17 protein-coding genes are annotated in these 21,109 nt (G+C 41.4%); 16 read left to right on the plus strand and 1 reads right to left on the minus strand.

Going from position 1 to position 21,109, the window contains the following annotated elements:
• Nucleotides 1–51: 51 nt before the first annotated feature.
• From ACQKMH_RS02810 to aceA, 3 genes are all read left to right on the plus strand, one after another.
• The gene (locus tag ACQKMH_RS02810; protein WP_427585988.1) at nucleotides 52–444 is read left to right on the plus strand and encodes an FxsA family protein; all 393 of its coding nucleotides are present in this window, start codon (nucleotides 52–54) and stop codon (nucleotides 442–444) included.
• Nucleotides 445–828: 384 nt separating this feature from the next.
• A complete protein-coding gene (gene aceB, locus ACQKMH_RS02815; RefSeq protein ID WP_427585989.1) occupies nucleotides 829–2,421 on the plus strand; it encodes a malate synthase A in 1,593 nt (530 codons plus the stop codon).
• A 37-nt stretch (nucleotides 2,422–2,458) separates the two neighbouring features.
• On the plus strand, nucleotides 2,459–3,742 hold the full coding sequence (gene aceA, locus ACQKMH_RS02820) for an isocitrate lyase (RefSeq protein ID WP_230154728.1): 1,284 nt from the start codon (nucleotides 2,459–2,461) through the stop codon (nucleotides 3,740–3,742).
• 92 nt (nucleotides 3,743–3,834) lie between these two features.
• On the opposite strand, the gene ytvI is transcribed toward aceA, so the two are convergent.
• A complete protein-coding gene (gene ytvI, locus ACQKMH_RS02825; RefSeq protein ID WP_427585990.1) occupies nucleotides 3,835–4,962 on the minus strand; it encodes a sporulation integral membrane protein YtvI in 1,128 nt (375 codons plus the stop codon).
• Between the two features lie 192 nt (nucleotides 4,963–5,154).
• Between ytvI and ACQKMH_RS02830 the strand changes: the two genes are divergently transcribed.
• The 13 genes from ACQKMH_RS02830 to ACQKMH_RS02890 all read left to right on the plus strand — a co-directional run bounded on the left by ACQKMH_RS02830 (nucleotide 5,155) and on the right by ACQKMH_RS02890 (nucleotide 20,844).
• The gene (locus ACQKMH_RS02830) at nucleotides 5,155–5,616 is read left to right on the plus strand and encodes a DUF441 domain-containing protein (RefSeq protein ID WP_101222907.1); all 462 of its coding nucleotides are present in this window, start codon (nucleotides 5,155–5,157) and stop codon (nucleotides 5,614–5,616) included.
• 537 nt (nucleotides 5,617–6,153) lie between these two features.
• On the plus strand, nucleotides 6,154–7,269 hold the full coding sequence (gene citZ, locus ACQKMH_RS02835) for a citrate synthase (protein WP_144526561.1): 1,116 nt from the start codon (nucleotides 6,154–6,156) through the stop codon (nucleotides 7,267–7,269).
• Nucleotides 7,270–7,363: 94 nt separating this feature from the next.
• Nucleotides 7,364–8,680: an NADP-dependent isocitrate dehydrogenase gene (icd, locus tag ACQKMH_RS02840; RefSeq protein WP_427585991.1), complete on the plus strand. Its 1,317-nt coding sequence runs from the start codon at nucleotides 7,364–7,366 to the stop codon at nucleotides 8,678–8,680.
• Between the two features lie 126 nt (nucleotides 8,681–8,806).
• Nucleotides 8,807–9,742, plus strand: coding sequence for a malate dehydrogenase (gene mdh, locus ACQKMH_RS02845; RefSeq protein WP_427585992.1), 936 nt, complete (start codon nucleotides 8,807–8,809; stop codon nucleotides 9,740–9,742).
• A gap of 251 nt (nucleotides 9,743–9,993) precedes the next feature.
• Nucleotides 9,994–10,713 carry a response regulator transcription factor gene (locus tag ACQKMH_RS02850; RefSeq protein WP_427585993.1) on the plus strand — a complete coding sequence of 240 codons (720 nt, stop codon included), beginning with the start codon at nucleotides 9,994–9,996 and terminating at the stop codon, nucleotides 10,711–10,713.
• Entirely contained in the window at nucleotides 10,710–12,488 is a 1,779-nt protein-coding gene (gene pnpS, locus ACQKMH_RS02855) for a two-component system histidine kinase PnpS (RefSeq protein ID WP_427585994.1), read from the plus strand. Before ACQKMH_RS02850 ends, pnpS begins: the two co-directional genes overlap by 4 nt.
• Nucleotides 12,489–12,751: 263 nt before the next feature.
• Nucleotides 12,752–13,786, plus strand: a complete 1,035-nt coding sequence (hflK, locus tag ACQKMH_RS02860) for an FtsH protease activity modulator HflK (RefSeq protein WP_427587489.1) — start codon at nucleotides 12,752–12,754, stop codon at nucleotides 13,784–13,786.
• Nucleotides 13,783–14,715 carry a protease modulator HflC gene (hflC, locus tag ACQKMH_RS02865; RefSeq protein ID WP_427585995.1) on the plus strand — a complete coding sequence of 311 codons (933 nt, stop codon included), beginning with the start codon at nucleotides 13,783–13,785 and terminating at the stop codon, nucleotides 14,713–14,715. The genes hflK and hflC overlap by 4 nt, the downstream gene beginning before the upstream one ends.
• Before the next feature lie 124 nt (nucleotides 14,716–14,839).
• Nucleotides 14,840–17,464 (plus strand): DNA polymerase I, encoded by a 2,625-nt coding sequence (gene polA / locus ACQKMH_RS02870; RefSeq protein ID WP_427585996.1) that lies wholly within the window; start codon nucleotides 14,840–14,842, stop codon nucleotides 17,462–17,464.
• A gap of 19 nt (nucleotides 17,465–17,483) precedes the next feature.
• Nucleotides 17,484–18,317, plus strand: a complete 834-nt coding sequence (gene mutM, locus ACQKMH_RS02875; RefSeq protein WP_427585997.1) for a DNA-formamidopyrimidine glycosylase — start codon at nucleotides 17,484–17,486, stop codon at nucleotides 18,315–18,317.
• 73 nt (nucleotides 18,318–18,390) lie between these two features.
• Nucleotides 18,391–19,026 carry a sporulation membrane protein YtaF gene (ytaF, locus tag ACQKMH_RS02880; protein ID WP_427585998.1) on the plus strand — a complete coding sequence of 212 codons (636 nt, stop codon included), beginning with the start codon at nucleotides 18,391–18,393 and terminating at the stop codon, nucleotides 19,024–19,026.
• Nucleotides 19,027–19,047: 21 nt separating this feature from the next.
• Nucleotides 19,048–19,647 (plus strand): dephospho-CoA kinase, encoded by a 600-nt coding sequence (gene coaE / locus ACQKMH_RS02885; protein WP_427585999.1) that lies wholly within the window; start codon nucleotides 19,048–19,050, stop codon nucleotides 19,645–19,647.
• Between the two features lie 159 nt (nucleotides 19,648–19,806).
• Complete coding sequence (locus ACQKMH_RS02890) at nucleotides 19,807–20,844, plus strand: glyceraldehyde-3-phosphate dehydrogenase (RefSeq protein ID WP_427586000.1); 1,038 nt, start codon at nucleotides 19,807–19,809, stop codon at nucleotides 20,842–20,844.
• Nucleotides 20,845–21,109: the final 265 nt, after the last annotated feature.

The raw sequence follows: 21,109 nt of genomic DNA on the forward strand, positions 1-21,109 counted from the left end.
AGGTAAGATGGATGTACCGCACCAGAAATGGGCTGTGCAGGAGGAATGTAGATGAAATATTTTTTATTGTTTATCATTGCGATGCCGGTCGTTGAAATTATTGTCCTATTGCTGTCAGGCAATGTAATCGGTTTTTGGCCAACGCTGTTCCTGATTGTAGCCACTGGTTTAATCGGAGCCTATTTAGCTAAAAAGCAAGGGATGGAAACATGGAAAAAGGCGCAGGAACAGATTCGTTATGGAATGATGCCTGGAAATGAAATCATTGATGGAATTTGTATCTTTATCGGAGCTGCACTGTTGCTGTCCCCTGGGCTCATCTCGGATATCATGGGATTGATCCTCGTGGTTCCGCCAACCCGGAACCTTCTTAAGCCCATTGTTATCCGGTTCATTATGAATAGGATGAATAAGGGAAAGGTCACCATCATTCGGCATAAATAGTATAAGGCTGTCTAAAGCTTCAAGTTTTTAGACAGCCTTTTTGGTCTGTATCAGGAAAAAGCATCCAGGGTTTCTCAATGGATGCTTTTTTGCATTTCACCAGAAATGGGACAGATATAGGACGATTTAATATGATTGGCTTCCCTCTGTTTCATCTTAAAAGTTCATGATAAAAAGTCAAGAATTGGTTCAGAAGACAGAATTTTTAAATTATTTATTAGGAGAAACGTTGATAGACCAGGCTTTTCTGTGCTAAATATTCTTTTTTTTGAATTTTTTAGAAAAAACTGGTGACAAATTTATTCTATGTGTTATATAATACAAACAGGAAATAAAACAACTGTATTATAACATGAAGAGTTGGAAAGGATGTGGAGAGGCAACATGATTACGGAGGCAAAAGGCCTGCAAATTACCGGCACCATTAAACCGGGATATGAACAAATACTTACAACGGAAGCTCTTCAATTCATCGAAAGAATTGAACGGCATTTCGGTGAAAGAAGAAAAGAGCTTTTAGAACGGCGCAAAAGCGTTCAAGAAGACCTGAACCAAGGCAAGCTGCCAGAATTCCTTGAAGAAACGAAGCATATTCGTGAAAGTGATTGGATCATTTCGCCCCTCCCGAATGACTTGCAAGATCGCAGGGTTGAAATCACCGGACCAGTTGATCGTAAGATGATCATTAATGCCATGAACTCAGGTGCCAATGTATTTATGGCTGACTTTGAAGACGCCAACTCGCCGACTTGGGAGAATTGCATTGATGGTCAACTGAATCTGCGCGATGCTATCCGGGGTACCATTTCCTTTAAAAATTCAAATGGAAAAGTATATGAATTGAATCAAAAAACAGCTGTTCTAAAGATAAGGCCCCGCGGCTGGCATTTAGAAGAAAAACATGTCCTCCTAGATGGACAGCCAATATCAGCCAGCATTTTTGACTTTGGTCTATACTTTTACCACAATGCTAAAGCGTTGATTGAAAAACAAAGTGGTCCATACTTCTACTTACCAAAAATGGAAAGTCATCTGGAAGCTAGATTATGGAATGATATATTCGTATATGCACAGAACGATTTAAGAATCCCGCAAGGATCAATTAAGGCAACGGTCTTGATCGAAACGATTCTTGCCGCATTCGAAATGGACGAAATTCTATACGAGCTGAAAGAACATTCCTCAGGCCTGAACTGTGGCCGCTGGGATTATATTTTTAGCTTCCTGAAAAAATTCCGTCACTCGGATGATGTGATTTTCCCTGATCGGTTACAGGTTACGATGACTGTCCCGAACATGAGAGCGTATTCCTTATTGGCAATCAAAACATGCCACGCTCGGAATGCTCCGGCGATTGGCGGGATGGCAGCGCAAATCCCGGTGAAAAATGACCAGGTGAAAAATGATGAGGCATTTGCGAAGGTCCGTGCAGATAAAGAACGCGAGGCGAGAGACGGTCATGATGGGACATGGGTTGCCCATCCAGGTATGGTAAGCACGGCAAAAGAGGTGTTTGACCTACTAGTTCCAAAACCGAACCAAATATACCGAAAACGTGAAGATGTCCATGTAACCGCACAAGAGCTGCTGGAGGTGCCTAAAGGAACGATCACAGAGGCAGGATTAAGGACAAACATTAACGTAGGCATTCAATATATTGCCTCTTGGTTAAGTGGTAGAGGAGCAGCACCCATTAATAACCTAATGGAAGATGCAGCAACGGCAGAGATTTCAAGAGCTCAAGTCTGGCAATGGATCCGTCATCCAAAAGGGATTCTCGAAGATGGCAGGAAAATAACCGAAGAATTATTCCATCAAATCAAAGAGGAAGAATTGGCGGTCATTAAATCGGAGGTAGGAGAAGAAACTTTCAGATCAGGAAAGTTCGAAGAGTCTACTAAACTATTCGAAGAATTGATTGAAGCAGATGAGTTTGCCGATTTCTTAACAAATCCGGCATACAAACAATTATCTTAATATTTAGAATTTTAATATAAATTAGGAGGAAATTATAATGATGAATGAAAGAGCGCAACAATTACAACAAAGTTGGGAAAATGATTCACGGTGGACTGGGGTTAAACGTCCTTATACGGCTGAAGAAGTTATTAAATTAAGAGGTTCCATCGATATCGAGCATACATTGGCACGCCGTGGTTCTGAAAAACTATGGAATCTATTAAATACAGAGGATTTCATCAACGCATTAGGAGCATTGACTGGTAACCAGGCCATGCAACAGGTGAAAGCCGGTTTAAAAGCAATCTACCTAAGTGGCTGGCAAGTTGCGGCTGATGCTAACATCGCAGGACAAATGTACCCTGACCAAAGTTTATATCCGGCCAACTCCGTGCCGCAAGTGGTTAAACGCATTAATCAGACACTTCAACGTGCAGACCAAATAAGCTTTGCTGAAGGAAAAGATGATATCGATTGGTTTGCTCCAATCGTGGCGGATGCTGAAGCTGGTTTTGGCGGCTCCCTAAACGTCTTCGAATTAATGAAAGGCATGATCGAAGCTGGAGCGGCCGGCGTTCACTTTGAAGACCAACTTTCATCCGAGAAAAAATGTGGTCACTTAGGCGGTAAAGTTCTTTTACCAACCCAAACGGCAGTACGTAATTTAGTTTCCGCCCGATTGGCAGCGGATGTAATGGGTACACCGACCATCTTAATTGCTCGTACGGATGCTGATGCTGCAGATTTGATCACGGATGATATCGATCCGGTTGATGCACCATTCATCACTGGCGAAAGGACTCCAGAAGGATTCTACCGTACCAACGCAGGTCTGGACCAAGCGATTGCGCGCGGCCTTGCATATGCACCTTACGCTGACCTTATCTGGTGTGAGACTTCCGAACCTAACCTAGCTGACGCTCGCCGATTTGCCGAAGCGATCCATGCAGAGTTCCCGGGTAAACTGCTTGCTTACAATTGTTCACCATCATTTAACTGGAAAGCGAAATTAAGTGATGAAGAAATTGCCGGCTACCAAGTTGAATTGGGTAAATTGGGTTATAAATTCCAATTCGTTACACTTGCAGGGTTCCACTCTTTGAACCATAGCATGTTCAATCTTGCTCTTGGTTATAAAGACCGCGGAATGGCTGCCTACTCAGAACTTCAACAAGCAGAGTTCGCTAGTGAATCTGACGGTTATACGGCAACACGCCATCAACGCGAAGTGGGAACTGGTTATTTTGATGAAGTGGCACAAGTCGTTGCTGGTGGAACATCGTCCACAACCGCACTTGCAGGTTCTACTGAAACAGAACAATTCCAGACTTCAAAATAAGCTTATAACCATGAAAATCCGCCTCGAACCTGAGGCGGATTTTCATGTAATCGGGGGAATGCTATATAGTGTAGAAAGGCAGCTGGATGCTATTAAGTGGTTTTCTTTGTATCCTGTCCGATGATGAAGGACCAAATGGCCTTGAAGACATGTGCTCGCTGAAGTGTATTGAATATGACAAGTACGACAGGTCCTGCAATCAGCCCTAGGAAACCGATCAATTTGAAGCCGATGAACAAGGCGATGAGAGTGGCAAGCGGATCCAAACCGATACTGGAGGAAAGAACCTTTGGCTCTATTAACTGACGCTGGACAACAACGATTATGTAGAGCACGGACAAACCGATTGCGAGACTTGTATTTCCAGCGATGAATTCAAATATGATCCATGGAATGAAAATCGTGCCCGTCCCTAAATAGGGAATGATATCGACCAGGCCGCATATTAGTGCAATGGTAATTGAATAGTTCACACCTAAAATGAGAAAGCCGATCAATATCGTAACAGTCGTCAATGAAACAAGGGTGAATTGTGCCCGGATAAATCCGAATAATGCCCGTTTTAAATCCCTGAATAAACGCTTCGCCCCCGAAAAAATCTTATCAGGCAACACCTTTCCAGTCATTCGGCCAAAGGTATCCCAATCTTTGCTGATGAAGAAAGTGCCCAGCAGGGTAAAAAGAAGCGCCGTTGCTGTAGTTGGAAACCATCCAATGATTGTGGGAATATTCTTCAAGAACGCCTGAATGAAGCCGCTTACTCCGGTAGTGATGGATTCACCGATATTTTGGATATTCTTGAGAACGGTGTCCTGCTGTCCAGTATCCAAATTATTGAACATGGCAGCGGTTTGATTATATAAAGGGATGATGGTTGTCGCGATATACGATTCTATATAATCCACGATCGTTTCGATGTGTTCGGGTATGACTCCGGCGAGGTAATTGGTACCTGAAATGATTTCTGTAACTAGTAAGGTGATAAGCCCCGCAAATAAAAGGAAAATGAGTAAAAGGGAAACGAATACAGCCACCCCCCTCGGTAACCTTCCTTTCTTTTCAAAAAAAGTGACAAGAGGGTTCATCAAGAAAGCGATTATCATCGCAATGATGAATGGATATGTATATTTAGATAAATAAAACAAGGCAATTGCCCCTAAAATGATCCCTCCGATTACCAGTAAAGAACGAATGAAACGATACATATAAACTGGATTCAAGACATATCCTCCTTCTATCATAAAGATTGTATTATAATTGTAACGATGATGGAAAAGAAAGGAAAGATTCTTTCGTCATACGGCTTGACTTTTTTCCGCAAATGAATTGCGGGATAATAGATTTTCTCTCAGGATAGAGCGAGGTTTATTATGCTAAAATAACAAAAAAAGAAGAAAGAAGGCGAAGGGAGAATGATAAACGGTCCTGTCGTATTTTTAATTTTACTTGCAGCAATCGGTTGGTTCGGGAAAAATACGTCGCTGATCATGGCTGCAGGTTTTCTTTTAATCATGAAACTGATTGGTCTTGACGCTAAGGTTTTTCCTTATCTGGAAGCGAAAGGAATCAACCTGGGTGTGACAATCATTACGATTTCCGTACTCATACCGATAGCAAATGGAGCGATTGGTTTCAAGGAACTCGGAGATGCCATTAAATCTCCTTATGCCTGGATTGCGCTTGCATCCGGAATAGCGGTTGCACTCATAGCAAAAAATGGCATTACGCTCCTATCACATGACCCGCACATCACTACGGCCCTTGTATTTGGGACGATTCTTGCGGTTGCTTTGTTCAAGGGTGTGGCCGTTGGTCCATTAATTGGGGCAGGAATTGCTTATTTATGCATGCAGATCTTCAATTTTTTTAAATGAAGGAAGTCGCAAAGGATAGAAGCGTTCGTCAGTATTGAAAATGGGGATTTTCTATTTAATGTTTCATTTATTCTGCTTTGTGACAAATTTTCAAAAAAACGTTTTGAAACCCATTAAAAAAAGCAAGAGAATATGTGGCTAGTTTTTCTAATAAAATAATAATTTTTTCACATTTTAAGTGCTTTTCATTCCCAAAAAAGTGTTTATTGTTTATAATAATCATGTAACTGCTCTAACTTATTAAAAATGGATTCCTGAATATCATCGATATTTTTGAGGAATCTTAAAGAAGATGTAGTTATTGAGCAAGCGCTCACTAGGAATGGCTACAAGCATTAATTTTTAGAATTCGTATTAAAGATTATCGTACATTTTACTATTGGTGGGGTCCTATTCTGTGAACGCTTCCAATACAAGATGTATGTCTTCTGCTAAAAAATAGATGGTTGTTTACAATAGCTAATTTCTTGGAAGCGCTATATTTATACGCAATGAGCAAGGGCATAGGGGAATACTTAGGAAAAGGAGAGATTTAGTATGACAGCAACAAAAGGTCTTGAAGGTGTGGTAGCAACAACTTCATCAGTTAGCTCCATTATCGATGACACATTAACATATGTGGGTTATGACATCGATGATTTGGCTGTAAACGCAACATTCGAGGAAGTAATCTATCTTTTATGGCATGGAGCACTTCCAAACAAAAGCCAATTAGCAGAATTAACTAAACAACTTGCTGAAAATGCTGAAATTCCAGCTGAAGTAGTTAATCATTTCAAAACATACCCGATCGACAAAGTACATCCAATGGGAGCTCTTCGCACAGCAGTTTCTCTTCTTGGTCTATATGATGAAGAAGCAGATGTAATGAGTGAAGATGCTAACTATCGTAAAGCAATCCGCATCCAAGCAAAAATTCCTACATTGGTAACAACTTTCGCTCGTACCCGTCAAGGTAAAGAAGCGATTGCACCACGTACAGATTTAAGCTTTGCTGCTAACTTCTTATATATGTTAAGCGGTAATGAACCAACTGCAATCGAAGAAGAAGCATTCAACAAAGCATTAGTTCTACATGCTGACCATGAATTGAACGCTTCTACATTCACTGCACGCGTTTGTGTGGCTACATTATCTGATATTTATTCTGGCGTGACTTCTGCCATCGGCGCTTTAAAAGGCCCACTTCACGGCGGAGCTAACGAACAAGTCATGAAAATGCTTACAGATATTGGTTCAGTGGAAAATGTTGAGCCTTATATCAACGAAAAATTAGCCAATAAAGAAAAAATCATGGGCTTTGGCCACCGTGTATACCGTAAAGGTGATCCGCGTGCTAAGCACCTTAAAGAAATGTCTCAAAAATTGACTGAGCTTACTGGACAGCCTCAATATTATGATATGTCCATTAAAATTCATGAAATCGTAACTGGTCAAAAAAATCTTCCGCCAAACGTTGATTTCTATTCTGCTTCCGTATACCACAGTTTAGGTATCGAGCATGACCTATTTACACCAATCTTTGCTGTAAGCCGTGCTTCAGGCTGGATTGCTCATATCCTTGAGCAATATTCAAACAACCGTCTGATCCGTCCACGTGCTGAGTATGTTGGACCAGGTATGCAAAAATACGTACCAATCGAAAAACGTTAATTAAAAGTTTTTCAAAATTTATTTTTATATTTCATCGAATTTGTAGTAAATTAATAGATGTGAGTAAAAAGGGTTAGTGGTTCTGCCTCACCTAATGGCAGACCAGCTAACCTTTGAATTTGAATCGGAGGTAAGAGACATGACACAAAGCCAAAAAATCACAGTTACTAACGGTGCTCTTAACGTACCAAACAACCCAATCGTTCCTTTTATTGAGGGAGACGGAATCGGTCCTGATATCTGGGCTGCAGCTTCTCGCGTTTTAGACGCAGCAGTTGAAAAAGCTTACAATGGCGAAAAGAAAATCGAATGGAAAGAAGTTTTAGCTGGACAAAAAGCATTTGACCAAACAGGCGAATGGCTTCCACAAGAAACTCTTGATGTCATTAACGAATATCTAATCGCAATTAAAGGACCTCTTACAACTCCAATCGGTGGCGGTATCCGTTCATTGAACGTTGCATTGCGTCAAGTATTGGACTTATTCGTATGTCTTCGTCCAGTACGTTACTTTGAAGGTGTACCTTCACCGGTTAAACGTCCTGAAGACACTGACATGGTCATCTTCCGTGAAAACACTGAAGATATCTATGCTGGTATCGAATATGCAAAAGGTTCTGACCAAGCGAAGAAATTAATCGACTTCCTACAAAATGAATTCGGTGTTACAAACATCCGTTTCCCAGAAACTTCTGGTATCGGGATCAAACCGATCTCTGAAGAAGGAACGAAACGTCTTGTTCGCTCTGCACTTAACTATGCGATCAAAGAAGGCCGTAAATCATTAACTCTTGTTCATAAAGGTAACATCATGAAATTCACGGAAGGCGCGTTCAAAACTTGGGGTTATGAAGTTGCAGAACAAGAATTTGCCGATAAAGTGTTCACTTGGAACCAATATGACCAAATTAAAGATGCTGAAGGCACTGAAGCTGCTAACAAAGCACAATCAGCTGCTGAAGCTGAAGGCAAAATCATCGTTAAGGATTCCATTGCTGATATCTTCTTACAACAAATCCTGACTCGTCCTAAAGAGTTTGATGTTGTTGCAACAATGAACTTGAACGGAGATTACATTTCTGATGCATTAGCTGCACAAGTTGGCGGAATTGGTATCGCTCCAGGAGCAAACATCAACTACGAAACTGGACATGCCATCTTCGAAGCTACTCACGGAACGGCTCCTAAATACGCTGGTCTTGATAAAGTTAACCCATCTTCAGTCCTTCTTTCAGGTGTGCTTTTACTTGAACACCTTGGCTGGAACGAAGCTGCAGATAGCATCACAAAATCAGTTGAACAAACAATTGCTTCTAAAGTTGTTACATACGACTTTGCCCGCCTAATGGATGGCGCAACAGAAGTTAAATGTTCTGAGTTCGCTGACGAGCTTATCAAAAACCTTAAATAATTGCTTATGATGCTTTCTGGAAAAGTGCCTGAACGGGCTTCTTTTCCAGGGAGCTTCTTATCTATTTATGAATGAAGACGTTAAAATAATTCCAAAATCATTTACTTAATTTGAGGAGGAAATAACATGTCTAATCGTAAAAAAATAACAGTAGTTGGTGCCGGGTTCACTGGTGCTACAGCAGCATTCCTGGCAGCTCAAAAAGAACTTGGTGATATCGTTTTAGTAGATATTCCACAAGCTGAAAACCCTACTAAAGGTAAAGCGCTTGATATGGCGGAAGCGGGTCCGGTTCAAGGTTTTGACGCTAACATCATCGGTACATCCGACTATGCCGATACAGCTGATTCTGACGTGGTAATCATCACTGCTGGTATTGCTCGTAAACCTGGTATGAGCCGTGACGACTTAGTTCAAACTAACCAAAAAGTTATGAAATCCGTAACTAAAGAAGTGGTTAAATTTTCTCCGAATACAACAATCATCGTATTGACTAACCCAGTTGATGCAATGACTTACACTGTTTATAAAGAATCAGGTTTCCCAAAGGAACGCGTAATTGGACAATCAGGTGTTCTAGATACAGCACGTTTCCGTACATTCGTAGCTCAAGAATTAAACTTGTCGGTTAAAGATGTGACAGGTTTCGTACTTGGCGGACACGGCGACGATATGGTTCCTCTAGTACGTTACTCATATGCAGGCGGAATTCCTTTGGAAACATTGATCCCAAAAGATCGATTAGAAGCAATCGTGGCCCGTACTCGTACTGGCGGCGGAGAAATCGTAAATCTTCTTGGAAATGGAAGCGCATATTATGCACCTGCTGCAGCTCTAGTGGAAATGGCTGAAGCGATTCTTAAAGACCAACGTCGGGTTCTTCCATCCATCGCTTATCTTGAAGGTGAATACGGATTCGAAGGAATCTATCTTGGAGTGCCAACTGTACTAGGAGCAAACGGTATTGAACAAATCATCGAACTAGAATTGACTGAAGCTGAAAAAGAAGCACTTTCTAAATCAGTTGAATCAGTTAAAGCAGTAATGCAAGTTCTTCAATAAGAGCTCTTGAACATACTGCCCGGAATAATGGAAGGGAGGCTAAGGCCTTCTTCCGTCTCCGGGCAGTTTTTTTTATCCGATTCTAGAGACGGCTGGGACAATTCGGTACTTATATGCACTTGCTGACGATAGGAATACATTCAATGTGTTTTTTTATGTGTAATTTTCTTATAATATTCTTTATAATGGAATTGGATGAGTAGACTAAAAAAATTTGGTCTATGGGGTAATACGTAATTCAGGAGGATCTAATGTCAAAGAAAATTCTCGTAGTGGATGATGAACAATCAATAGTTACCTTACTTCAGTACAATTTAGAACAAGCAGGCTATTCGGTAATCACGGCCTTGGATGGAGAACAAGGGCTGGAGGCTGCTGTGGATATACGCCCAGATTTAGTCGTATTGGATTTGATGTTGCCAAAAATGGATGGTCTTGAAGTATGTAAACAACTGCGCCAGCAAAAGATCAATATACCGATCTTGATGCTGACAGCTAAGGATGATGAATTTGACAAAGTGCTGGGACTAGAGCTGGGGGCGGATGATTATTTAACCAAACCATTTAGTCCGCGGGAGGTAACAGCCCGGATCAAGGCCATATTAAGAAGATCCCAGTTACAATCCAATGGCAGTGAGACAAGTCATGATCAGGAAGATGGTCTCTTGAAGTTAGGGGACTTGAAAGTATTTCCGGATCGATACGAAGCATTTTTTGATGAACAGCAATTAGAATTGACTCCAAAGGAATTTGAATTACTTTTACATTTGGCTAAGAATAAAGGAAGAGTATTAACTAGGGACCAACTGCTTAGTTCAGTATGGAATTATGATTTCGCGGGAGATTCGCGAATTGTCGATGTGCATATTAGCCATCTCCGTGAAAAAATAGAGAAGGATACAAAAAAACCTCTTTACATCAAAACGATCAGGGGATTGGGTTATAAGCTTGAGGAGCCTAAAAAAGAATGACGACCTATCGTAAAAAGCTCTTATATACCCTCATCATGCTGGTGATGGTCGTCCTGATGGCCGTGGGCTTTTTATTAGGACATTTGTTCAAAAGCTATTATATAAAAACATTCAATGAACGTATACAGAACGAAACATTTTTCATTTCTACATATATACAAGAACATGGGGGGATCGTATCCTTTTTGGAAAAAGGGAAAACGGCAAAACTGACACCCCTTTTAGATTCAAACTTAACCATTCTCTCCACTAGTGGAGAGATATTATATGATTCCACATCATCTAATGAAATACTTAAAAACCATGCAAAGGTCCTTCGTAAAATAACTTTGGAAAAAGGGCTTAAGCGTGGGGAAGGGTATGAAGTGGTTGAAGGGGAATCGGACCTCCATTATTATTGGAAGACAGTTGAAAAGGACGGAGAGATAGAAGGGTTTGTCGTTCATAGCAACGAAATTGAGGCAATCAATCAAGTGAATAAGCAAATGTGGCAAATATTGATCATTTGTTTAGGGGTGGCCTTGATCATCATTCTCATGCTTGCGAGTAAAATCACTTCATATTATACCCGTCCGATCGAGGAAGCGACGATGGCAGCCATTGAACTGGCAAAAGGGAATTATGGAACGCGGACATACGAGCGGAATTCCGATGAAACGGGAATGCTGACAACTTCTTTGAACATTTTGGCGAGGAATTTACAAGAAACAGAGATGGCGAGGGAAATGAATCAGGATCGTCTGGAAGCACTTGTTGAAAATATCGGAAGTGGTGTCTTGTTAATAGACAGTAAAGGGTATACAACCTTGATCAACCGGGAATTCAAAAAAATATTCCATGTAAACGCCAGTACGTTTTTGTTTCAAGAATATTACTCGGTCATTAAAGATCAGGAAGTGATTTCCATCATCGAAGAGATCTTTCGAACGGAAAAAACGATAAAACGCCAAGTGAAGATATCACTTGCTATAGAACGGAAGCATTTTGAGATTTACGGGGCGCCGATAATCGGAAATCATGATGAATGGAAGGGGATCCTGCTCATATTCCATGATATCACCGAATTGAAAAAGCTCGAGCAGATGCGTAAGGATTTCGTTGCCAATGTTTCCCATGAGTTGAGAACCCCGATTACTTCTATCAAAGGCTTTTCAGAAACATTGTTAGATGGGGCTTTAAAAGACGAAGAGACCTTGAAATATTTTTTATCGATCATCTTGAAAGAAAGTGATCGGCTGCAAGAACTCATTCAGGAGCTTCTGAATTTATCAAAAATGGAGCAGCAGGAGTTCGTTTTGAAAGCAGGCGTCGTGGATATTTCGAAAGTCCTTGGTGAAATACAAGAGATGCTTATAGGGAAGATGAAGAATAAAGAAGTCTCCCTTGAAATTAAAGCAACACAAACCCCGGTATTTATTGAAGGGGATTCGGACAGGATCAAACAAGTTTTCATTAATTTGATAACGAACGCAATGACCTATACACCAAATGGCGGAAGGGTCACCGTGAATGTCATGGAAAATGAACAGACCGTGGATATTGCCGTCCAAGATAGCGGCATCGGCATCGAAGAAAAAGAACTGCCGAGGATCTTTGAACGGTTTTACCGGATCGATAAGGCAAGGAGCCGTGATTCGGGTGGGACTGGCATTGGTTTGGCAATCGTCAAACATATAATAGAAGTCCATAAAGGTAAAATCAACGTGGAAAGCACACCAGGCACCGGGACGACTTTTACAGTCACGCTAAATAAAAGTTTAAAGGGAAAAATGTAGCATGACCGTGAATTTACATTTCCTTTACAATTTCTTAAAACAGTCTTCATGATGCAGGGGTACAATGATTGTACAACCCCTCATCCAAGGAGTTAAACAATGACAGAGACACTAAGTCTCTGTCTTTTAATTTTGAAATTTTGTCTATACCTCTGGAAATCATTCCTCTTTCCTATTTTTTAAGGAAAATATTTGATTTCCATGAAACTTTAGGCCCTTCCTTGCGTAAATAAGATATAACAAGCAAAGAAGGGGTGATACATATCGTTAGCTTAAAAAGAATATATACGATCACAGGACTAGTCTTTCTTATTTTAATTTTGGGTGTGGTTGCGATATCGACCTGGTATACGGTTGATGAATCCGACCAAGCTGTCATAATGACTTTTGGTAAGGTGGAGCAGACGATTACAGAACCAGGACTTCACTTTAAACTGCCTTGGCCGATTCAATCGGTTGAGAAGCTATCGAAAGAAACATTCAGTCTGAAATTTGGCTATAAGGAAGAAGATGGCGAGGTGAAGGATTACCCGAGTGAGACCAAAATGATTACGGGTGATGAAAATATTGTGCTAGCCGACCTAGTGGTTCAGTGGAAAATCACGGACCCTCCAAAATATCTATACAATGCAGATGATCCAGAGAAAATATTATATGATACGACTTCAGCCGCTTTACGGAGCATTATCGGCAGCACCAAAATCGATGATGCACTTACTTCCGGCAAAGCCCAAATAGAAGCAGATGTACGGGAATTATTGTCGCAGCTAATGGAGAAATATGATGTCGGTATTTCCATATCTGCGGTTAAACTCCAGGACGTGGAATTACCGAATGAAGAAGTGCGGAAAGCATTTACGAATGTAACGGATGCCCGTGAAACGGCCAATACGAAAATCAACGAAGCGGATAAATATGAAAATAAACGGATGAATGAAGCGGAAGGGGAAAAAGACGCCATCATTTCTCAGGCCAACGGGGATAAAGCTGCCCGTACGGAAGCAGCCCGTGGGGATGTTGCGGTCTTTGAAAAATTATTCAGTGAGTATAAAGGCAATAAAGGGATTACGAAGGACCGTCTTATTATCGAGACCCTAGAAGGAGTATTGCCCAATGCCGAGATTTATATCATGAATGATGATGGAAATACAATGAAGTACTTGCCGCTTCGCTCACTAGAAAAAGAGGAAACGAAAAAAGCGCCTGTCCCTGATGAAGATAATGCCCAAAAAGCAGAAACGAAAAACGAGAATGCATCCGAAGAAAAAGCGACAGGGGAAGGGGGTGCTAAACAATGAAAGGAAAAATAATAGATTTCAATGAGCTGAAGAAAGGTGATTTTCACTGGAGAGGCTATGTTAAAAGTGGCATTTTCATCATTATTCTGATTGTGCTGCTGCTAATCATTTTCACCAATGTCTATATCGTCAAAGAGGGAGAATATAAAGTCGTCCGTCAATTCGGTGAGGTTGTAAGAATCGATAAGACCCCTGGATTAAAGGCAAAGGTGCCTTTCATTCAAACCGTCATGACCCTGCCGAAGTATCAAATGAGTTCTGATGTATCTGAGGCGGAAATCAATACGAAAGATAAAAAGCGGATGCTGATAGATAATTATGCAGTTTGGAGAATAGAAGATCCGAAGAAGTTGATTACAAATGCAAGGACGCTCGGCAATGCGGAAACGAAAATGGAAGAGTTCATCTATTCAGCAGTCCGTTCAGAGTTGGGCCAATTGAATTATGATGAAATCATCAATGATGAGAAGTCATCCAGAGGAAGTTTGAACGACCGGATAACGGAAAAAGTCAACGAACTGCTGCAAAAGGACAGTTATGGCATCAGCTTGACGGATGTCCGGATAAAACGTACCGACCTGCCTGCCGAAAACGAAGCATCGGTCTTCAAGAGGATGATTTCCGAGCGTGAATCAAAAGCCCAAGAATATCTATCAAAAGGTGATGCGAAAAAAAACCGGATCATTGCGGACACTGATCGGAAAGTGAAAGAATTGCTCTCGACAGCAGAGGCAGATGCAGAAGTGATCAGGGCCGAGGGGGAAGGGGAAGCGGCGAAAATCTATAATAGATCTTTTTCCAAAGATCCCGAATTCTATAAACTATACCGGACTCTTGAATCCTACAAAAAAACGATTGGAGATCAAACAGTCATCGTTCTGCCATCGGATTCCCCTTATGCGAGCTTGTTAATGGGAAATACTAAATAACCGCGTTGCCGTTCATTTTTCTTTCCGCTTCTACTCATGGTAGAATAGAGGAAGAAAATGAACGGCTTTTTGCGTTTAATAGAAGCTGGAATACATGAACCTGTATGACTGGAGGAAGACGGATTTGGATAAAAAGTTAGTACTCATAGATGGAAATAGCATTGCTTACCGTGCGTTTTTTGCACTCCCGCTCTTGAATAATGATAAAGGGGTACATACGAATTCCGTATACGGATTCACCATGATGCTCAACCGCATTCTTGAAGAAGAAAAACCCTCGCACATCCTAGTTGCGTTCGATGCTGGAAAAACGACATTCAGACATGCGTCATTTAAAGAATACAAGGGAGGACGTCAAAAGACGCCGCCTGAATTATCCGAGCAATTTCCTTTCATTCGGGAGCTGCTCGATTGTTTTCAAATAAAAAGATATGAACTGGAGAATTACGAGGCCGATGATATTATCGGTACACTGTCTTTACAAGCCGAAAAAGATGGTTTTGAAGTGAAAGTCATATCCGGTGATAAGGATTTAACACAATTATCCTCCCCTAGTACGACGGTTTCCATTACGAAAAAGGGGATTACTGAAATTGAAGAGTATACTCCAAAGCATATCCATGAAAAATACGGTCTATCCCCTTTACAGATCATCGATCTAAAAGGACTGATGGGAGATGCCTCCGACAATATACCAGGCATACCAGGTGTTGGTGAAAAGACCGCTCTTAAGTTATTGCATCAATTTGAAACCGTTGAAAATCTTCTGAAATCGATTGATGAAGTAAGTGGACAAAAATTGAAAGAGAAAATAGAAGAACATAAAGACCTGGCGCTGCTGAGCAAGGAGCTTGCTACGATTACGAGGGAAGCTCCGCTTGAAGTTTCCGTAAACGAGACCGAGTACAGTGGAATGGATCAAGATCGAGTCATTTCATTCTATAAAGAGCTTGGCTTTTCTACTTTGCTCGATAAATTGGATGTTACGGAAAGTGTACCGCTTGAACAGGAAGAGATAGAGGTCCACACGGCTGAAATGACAGCAGAAATGTTTGCGGATGAAAGTGCTCTATATGTTGAAATCTTAGAAGATAATTATCATCGTGCAGACATTATTGGGATTTCCATCAGTAATGAACATGGTCATTTTTACTTTCATGGAGAAAATGCTTTGAGTTCCGAGGCATTTAAATCCTGGGCAGAAGATGAAACAAAAAAGAAAACGGTTTTCGATGCGAAGCGTACGGTTGTGGCACTCCGCCATCGAGGAGTAGAAATAAAAGGCATCGATTTTGATGTGTTTTTGGCATCGTATATTCTGGATCCAGCAGAATCAGTGGATGAAGTGGCGGAAATCACGAAAACTCAAGGTGCTATCCGTCTAGAAACCGATGATGCTTTTTATGGGAAAGGCGCAAAACGCAAGTTACCTGAGGAAGCAGAATTAAGGGAGCATATCGCCAGAAAAGCGAAGGCGATTCTTTCTTTGAAAGAGCCGATGGTTGATAAGCTTCATGAGTTTGAGCAATATGATTTATTAACGGATCTGGAGCTGCCTTTGTCAATCATCCTTGCAAATATGGAATGGCAGGGCATAAAGGTGGATATTGGCCGGCTGAAAAACATGGGGCAGGAATTAGCCATTCGCTTAAGAACCATTGAAGGAAGAATTTTTGATTTGGCCGGAGAGGCTTTCAATATCAATTCACCTAAACAACTTGGGGCCATCCTATTTGAAAAATTGGAGCTCCCGGTCATGAAGAAAACTAAAACAGGTTATTCCACATCAGCTGATGTGCTGGAAAAACTGGAGAGCCAGCATGATATCGTTAAGGAAATATTACTGTACCGCCAGCTTGGAAAGTTGCAATCCACCTATATCGAAGGCTTGCTCAAAGTGGTCAATGGCAAAACGGAGAAGGTGCACACCCGTTTCAATCAAGCATTGACCCAGACCGGTCGGTTAAGTTCAACAGATCCCAATCTGCAAAATATCCCGATCAGACTTGAAGAGGGCAGAAAAATCAGGCAGGCCTTCATTCCTTCCGAAAAGGATTGGATCATTTTTGCTGCTGACTATTCGCAAATCGAGTTGCGGGTGCTGGCGCATATCGCCAATGATGCCGGATTGGTTGAAGCGTTCCAGGCTGGTATGGACATTCATACAAGAACAGCGATGGATGTGTTCCATGTACCCGCAGAAGAAGTCACTTCGAACATGAGGCGCCAAGCTAAGGCGGTCAACTTTGGAATCGTTTATGGCATAAGTGACTATGGGCTATCGCAAAGTCTTGGCATCACGAGGAAAGAAGCTGGAGAGTTCATCGAGAAGTATTTAAGGAGTTTTCCTGGTGTCCAGGAATATATGGAAGACAGCATACATGAAGCCCGTCAAAAAGGATACAGCACGACATTAATGCAAAGACGTCGCTATATACCTGAGATCACAAGCCGGAATTTTAACATCAGGAGCTTTGCCGAAAGGACAGCGATGAACACGCCAATTCAAGGGAGTGCCGCGGATATCATCAAGCTTGCCATGATAAATATGAATAAGCGCCTGAAAAAAGAGGGGCTGAAAACTAGGATGCTTCTTCAAGTGCATGATGAATTGATTTTTGAAACTCCTCCCGAGGAACTTGAAATACTTAAAGTGATCGTCCCGGAGGAAATGGAAAATGCCATTGGATTGAACGTGCCCCTTAAAGTGGATTATGCCTTCGGGCCAACATGGTTTGATGCCAAATAATAAAAGATAGGTGATTGTAATGCCAGAACTTCCAGAAGTGGAAACAGTCAGAAGAACATTAGAGCAGCTAGTAATCGGAAAAGAGATCAAGGAAGTGTCCGTCTTCTGGCCAAAAATCATTAAAGCCCCTGAGCCTGTCGAACAGTTCCAGGATGCTCTAAGAGGGCAGACGATTCAGAGTATAGGGCGTCGGGGCAAGTTCCTCATTTTCACATTGGATGATTATTCGATGGTTTCGCATTTAAGGATGGAGGGAAAATACGGGGTACATCCAAAAGAAGAGCCGTATGATAAGCATACCCATGTGATTTTCACTTTCACGGATGGCAGTGAACTTCGATACCGCGATGTTCGGAAATTCGGTACGATGCACCTATTTGCTAAAGGGGAAGAATTTGAGAGGCTGCCGTTGCTGCATTTAGGGCCTGAACCGCTATCAGAAGATTTTACAGTCGAGGGGCTCAGTGCGAAATTGGCAAGAACCAACAGAAAAATCAAGCCAGTTCTCCTTGATCAAACGGTTGTCGTTGGAATTGGAAATATATATGTGGACGAGTCGTTGTTCCGTGCTGGTATCCATCCGGAAAGGATAGCTTCTTCACTCTCAATGGAAGAAATCAAAAAGTTGCATGCAGAAATCATTGCAACATTAGGTGAAGCGGTTGAAAAAGGAGGAAGTACGATTCGTTCATACGTCAATTCTCAAGGACAGATCGGCATGTTTCAGTTAGAACTGAATGTTTATGGACGAAAAGGCGAGAACTGCAAAACATGCGGAACACCACTGGAAAAGCTAGTTGTTGCAGGACGCGGCACACATATTTGCCCATTATGCCAGCCTTACATGAGCTAATGTTTTTTCAAACACATCGGATGGGCTCCTTCCATATACTAGGGTAGCACGAGATGGAAGGAGCAATATTCCGATGTGGCTACAAATTATTTTTCTTGCTTTTGCAGTTAGTATTGACGGATTTGGAGTAGGTTTAACATTTGGTATGCGGAAGATGAAAATCCCCTTAAAGTCAATAGCGGTCATCTCTTTTTGTTCTGCATTGAGTTTGGGCATAGCGATGGTCATCGGACAATTCATCAGTCAGCTCATATCTATCGGGGCGGCTGAAAAAACGGGGGGCATCATTCTCATTATTCTTGGTGCCTGGATGGTATACCAGTATTTTAAGCCTGACAAAGAACTGAATGAAGATAGATATCATGAAAAAATCATCTTTAATTTTGAAATAAAATCACTTGGGGTAGTCATCAATATTTTGCAAAAACCATTGAATGCCGATTTTGATAAATCAGGTACGATCACTGGGGTTGAAGCGCTTGTGCTTGGGTTTGCACTATCGCTGGATGCGTTCGGGGCCGGGGTTGGAGCGGCCATGATCGGAATATCGCCAATCATCCTCGCTGGATGCATCGCTGTTATGAGTTCAATCTTCATATGGAGCGGACTCCAAAGCGGGAAATTGCTTTCAAATAATAAAGTTGTCCAGCATTTGACCTTTCTTCCAGGTGTGCTATTAATTTTTATCGGCTTATTCAAGTTATGTTAAATGATTTAAAAGGGGGAGCTTATGGGACAAATCATCGGAATCACTGGGGGCATCGCCAGCGGGAAAAGCAGTGTCAGCCTCTATTTACAGGAACTCGGATTCACGATCGTAGATGCAGATCTGGCTTCCCGTGCTGTCGTTGAGCCAGGTGAAGAAGCGTATCATCAAGTGGTGAAAACGTTTGGAGAAGATATTTTATTGACGGATGGGAGTATCGATCGCGTGAAGTTAGGGGCGATAATCTTTCATGATCAGGAAAAAAGATTGCTTTTGAATGGCATCGTGCATCCAGCCGTCAGAAAGTGGATGCTTCTCAAAACGGAAGCGGCGCTTGCGGCAGGTGAAGAAACGGTATTCATGGATATTCCGCTCCTATTCGAAAGTAAGCTAACATACATGGTGGAAAAAACGCTTCTGATATATGTAGATGAGCGAGTTCAATTGGAACGCTTGATGAACAGGAATGGTCTATCGGAGACGGATGCTCTCGCCAGAATTCATTCGCAGATGCCCTTGGCTGATAAAAAGGCTTTGGCGGATGCCGTCATCGATAATAACGGGGACCTTACCGAAACGAAGAAGCAGGTGAAGGCCATACTTAGCGATTGGCATGTCATATAGGTGTCATAAAAGGAAGAAACCTCCAGGTTTCTTCCTTTTATGTTGAAAAAATAAGTGTAATCCGCATTTTTATTAGCACAATTCAATTGAATTATGTTATACTAATTGCATATGAGAGGTAATAAGTATAACATTAATATTTTCAGGAGGGTCCGAACAATGAATTCAAGAATAGCGATTAACGGATTTGGGAGAATTGGAAGAATGGTTTTCCGAAAGGCCATATTAGATGAGAGTTTGGACATTGTTGCCATTAATGCAAGCTATCCTGCTGAAACTTTAGCCCACTTACTAAAGTATGATACGATACATGGTAAATTCGACGGTATCATTATAGCGGAAGATGATTCACTAGTAGTGAATGGCCGCCGAGTACAACTAATAAATAACCGCGATCCAAAGCAATTGCCTTGGAAAGAGATGAACATAGATATTGTAATTGAAGCTACTGGAAAATTCAATGATCGTTCTAAAGCGGCTCTTCATTTAGAAGCAGGGGCAAAAAGGGTGATATTATCAGCACCGGGTAAAAATGAAGACGTTACCATTGTAATGGGCGTCAATCAGGAAGTGCTGGAAATTGACAAGCATTTTGTCATATCCAATGCATCATGTACAACTAACTGTCTTGGACCTGTTGCAAAAGTCCTTGATGAAAAATTCGGCATAAACAACGGTTTAATGACAACGATCCATTCTTATACAAATGATCAAAATAATATCGATAACCCGCACAAAGACTTAAGACGTGCCCGTGCCGCTGCGGAAAGCATCATTCCTACGACTACAGGAGCTGCAAAAGCCATCTCCTTGGTGTTGCCTCAATTAAAAGGCAAGCTTCACGGAATGGCGTTACGCGTACCGACACCTAACGTATCTTTAGTCGATCTTGTTGTGGATTTAAACCAGGATGTAACGATTGAAGAAGTGAACCAAGCGTTCATCGACGCTTCAGAAAATGAACTAAAAGGAATCATGGAATTCACGATGGAACCTTTAGTTTCCAGTGATTTCAAAACGAATCCTCACTCTGCCATCATCGATGGTTTAACGACGATGATGATTGGTGACAGAAAAGTGAAAGTCTTGGCTTGGTATGATAATGAGTGGGGTTACTCCAACCGGGTAGTGGACCTTGTGAAATTAGTTGCGTCCGAGTTGAAAAAAACTTCCGAAGTAGAGTTATCAGTAAAATAATGAATAAAAAACGAGCCTGCTAAGTTTTTTTTAGCGGGCTATTTTTAATTCAGTGATCATTTAATTCCTGGCTGCTTTAGGCGCTGAATAAACACGAAAACAGAATTAGTTCTACATTGGAACCTTCGCTATATCCCTATTACATATAAAGTTTATCTTTCTAAAAATTCAATTTGGAGTTGCAAAAAAAATTCAAACCATATATACTATGAATCGTGAACTTCTTCAAAAGCGGTTTGCATGATGGCTACTTAAAGGGTTAGGA

It is taken from the genome of Peribacillus sp. NPDC097895, from assembly GCF_050277555.1.
In the GTDB taxonomy this organism is placed as follows: Bacteria; Bacillota; Bacilli; order Bacillales; family DSM-1321; genus Peribacillus.

What these genes read in the sequence shown, in the direction of transcription:
- ACQKMH_RS02810 (WP_427585988.1), top strand. Translation starts at nt 52, where the DNA reads ATGAAATATTTTTTATTGTTTATCATTGCGATGCCGGTCGTTGAAATT.
- aceB (WP_427585989.1), top strand. Translation starts at nt 829, where the DNA reads ATGATTACGGAGGCAAAAGGCCTGCAAATTACCGGCACCATTAAACCG.
- aceA (WP_230154728.1), top strand. Translation starts at nt 2,459, where the DNA reads ATGATGAATGAAAGAGCGCAACAATTACAACAAAGTTGGGAAAATGAT.
- ACQKMH_RS02830 (WP_101222907.1), top strand. Translation starts at nt 5,155, where the DNA reads ATGATAAACGGTCCTGTCGTATTTTTAATTTTACTTGCAGCAATCGGT.
- citZ (WP_144526561.1), top strand. Translation starts at nt 6,154, where the DNA reads ATGACAGCAACAAAAGGTCTTGAAGGTGTGGTAGCAACAACTTCATCA.
- icd (WP_427585991.1), top strand. Translation starts at nt 7,364, where the DNA reads ATGGCAGACCAGCTAACCTTTGAATTTGAATCGGAGGTAAGAGACATG.
- mdh (WP_427585992.1), top strand. Translation starts at nt 8,807, where the DNA reads ATGTCTAATCGTAAAAAAATAACAGTAGTTGGTGCCGGGTTCACTGGT.
- ACQKMH_RS02850 (WP_427585993.1), top strand. Translation starts at nt 9,994, where the DNA reads ATGTCAAAGAAAATTCTCGTAGTGGATGATGAACAATCAATAGTTACC.
- pnpS (WP_427585994.1), top strand. Translation starts at nt 10,710, where the DNA reads ATGACGACCTATCGTAAAAAGCTCTTATATACCCTCATCATGCTGGTG.
- hflC (WP_427585995.1), top strand. Translation starts at nt 13,783, where the DNA reads ATGAAAGGAAAAATAATAGATTTCAATGAGCTGAAGAAAGGTGATTTT.
- mutM (WP_427585997.1), top strand. Translation starts at nt 17,484, where the DNA reads ATGCCAGAACTTCCAGAAGTGGAAACAGTCAGAAGAACATTAGAGCAG.
- ytaF (WP_427585998.1), top strand. Translation starts at nt 18,391, where the DNA reads ATGTGGCTACAAATTATTTTTCTTGCTTTTGCAGTTAGTATTGACGGA.
- coaE (WP_427585999.1), top strand. Translation starts at nt 19,048, where the DNA reads ATGGGACAAATCATCGGAATCACTGGGGGCATCGCCAGCGGGAAAAGC.
- ACQKMH_RS02890 (WP_427586000.1), top strand. Translation starts at nt 19,807, where the DNA reads ATGAATTCAAGAATAGCGATTAACGGATTTGGGAGAATTGGAAGAATG.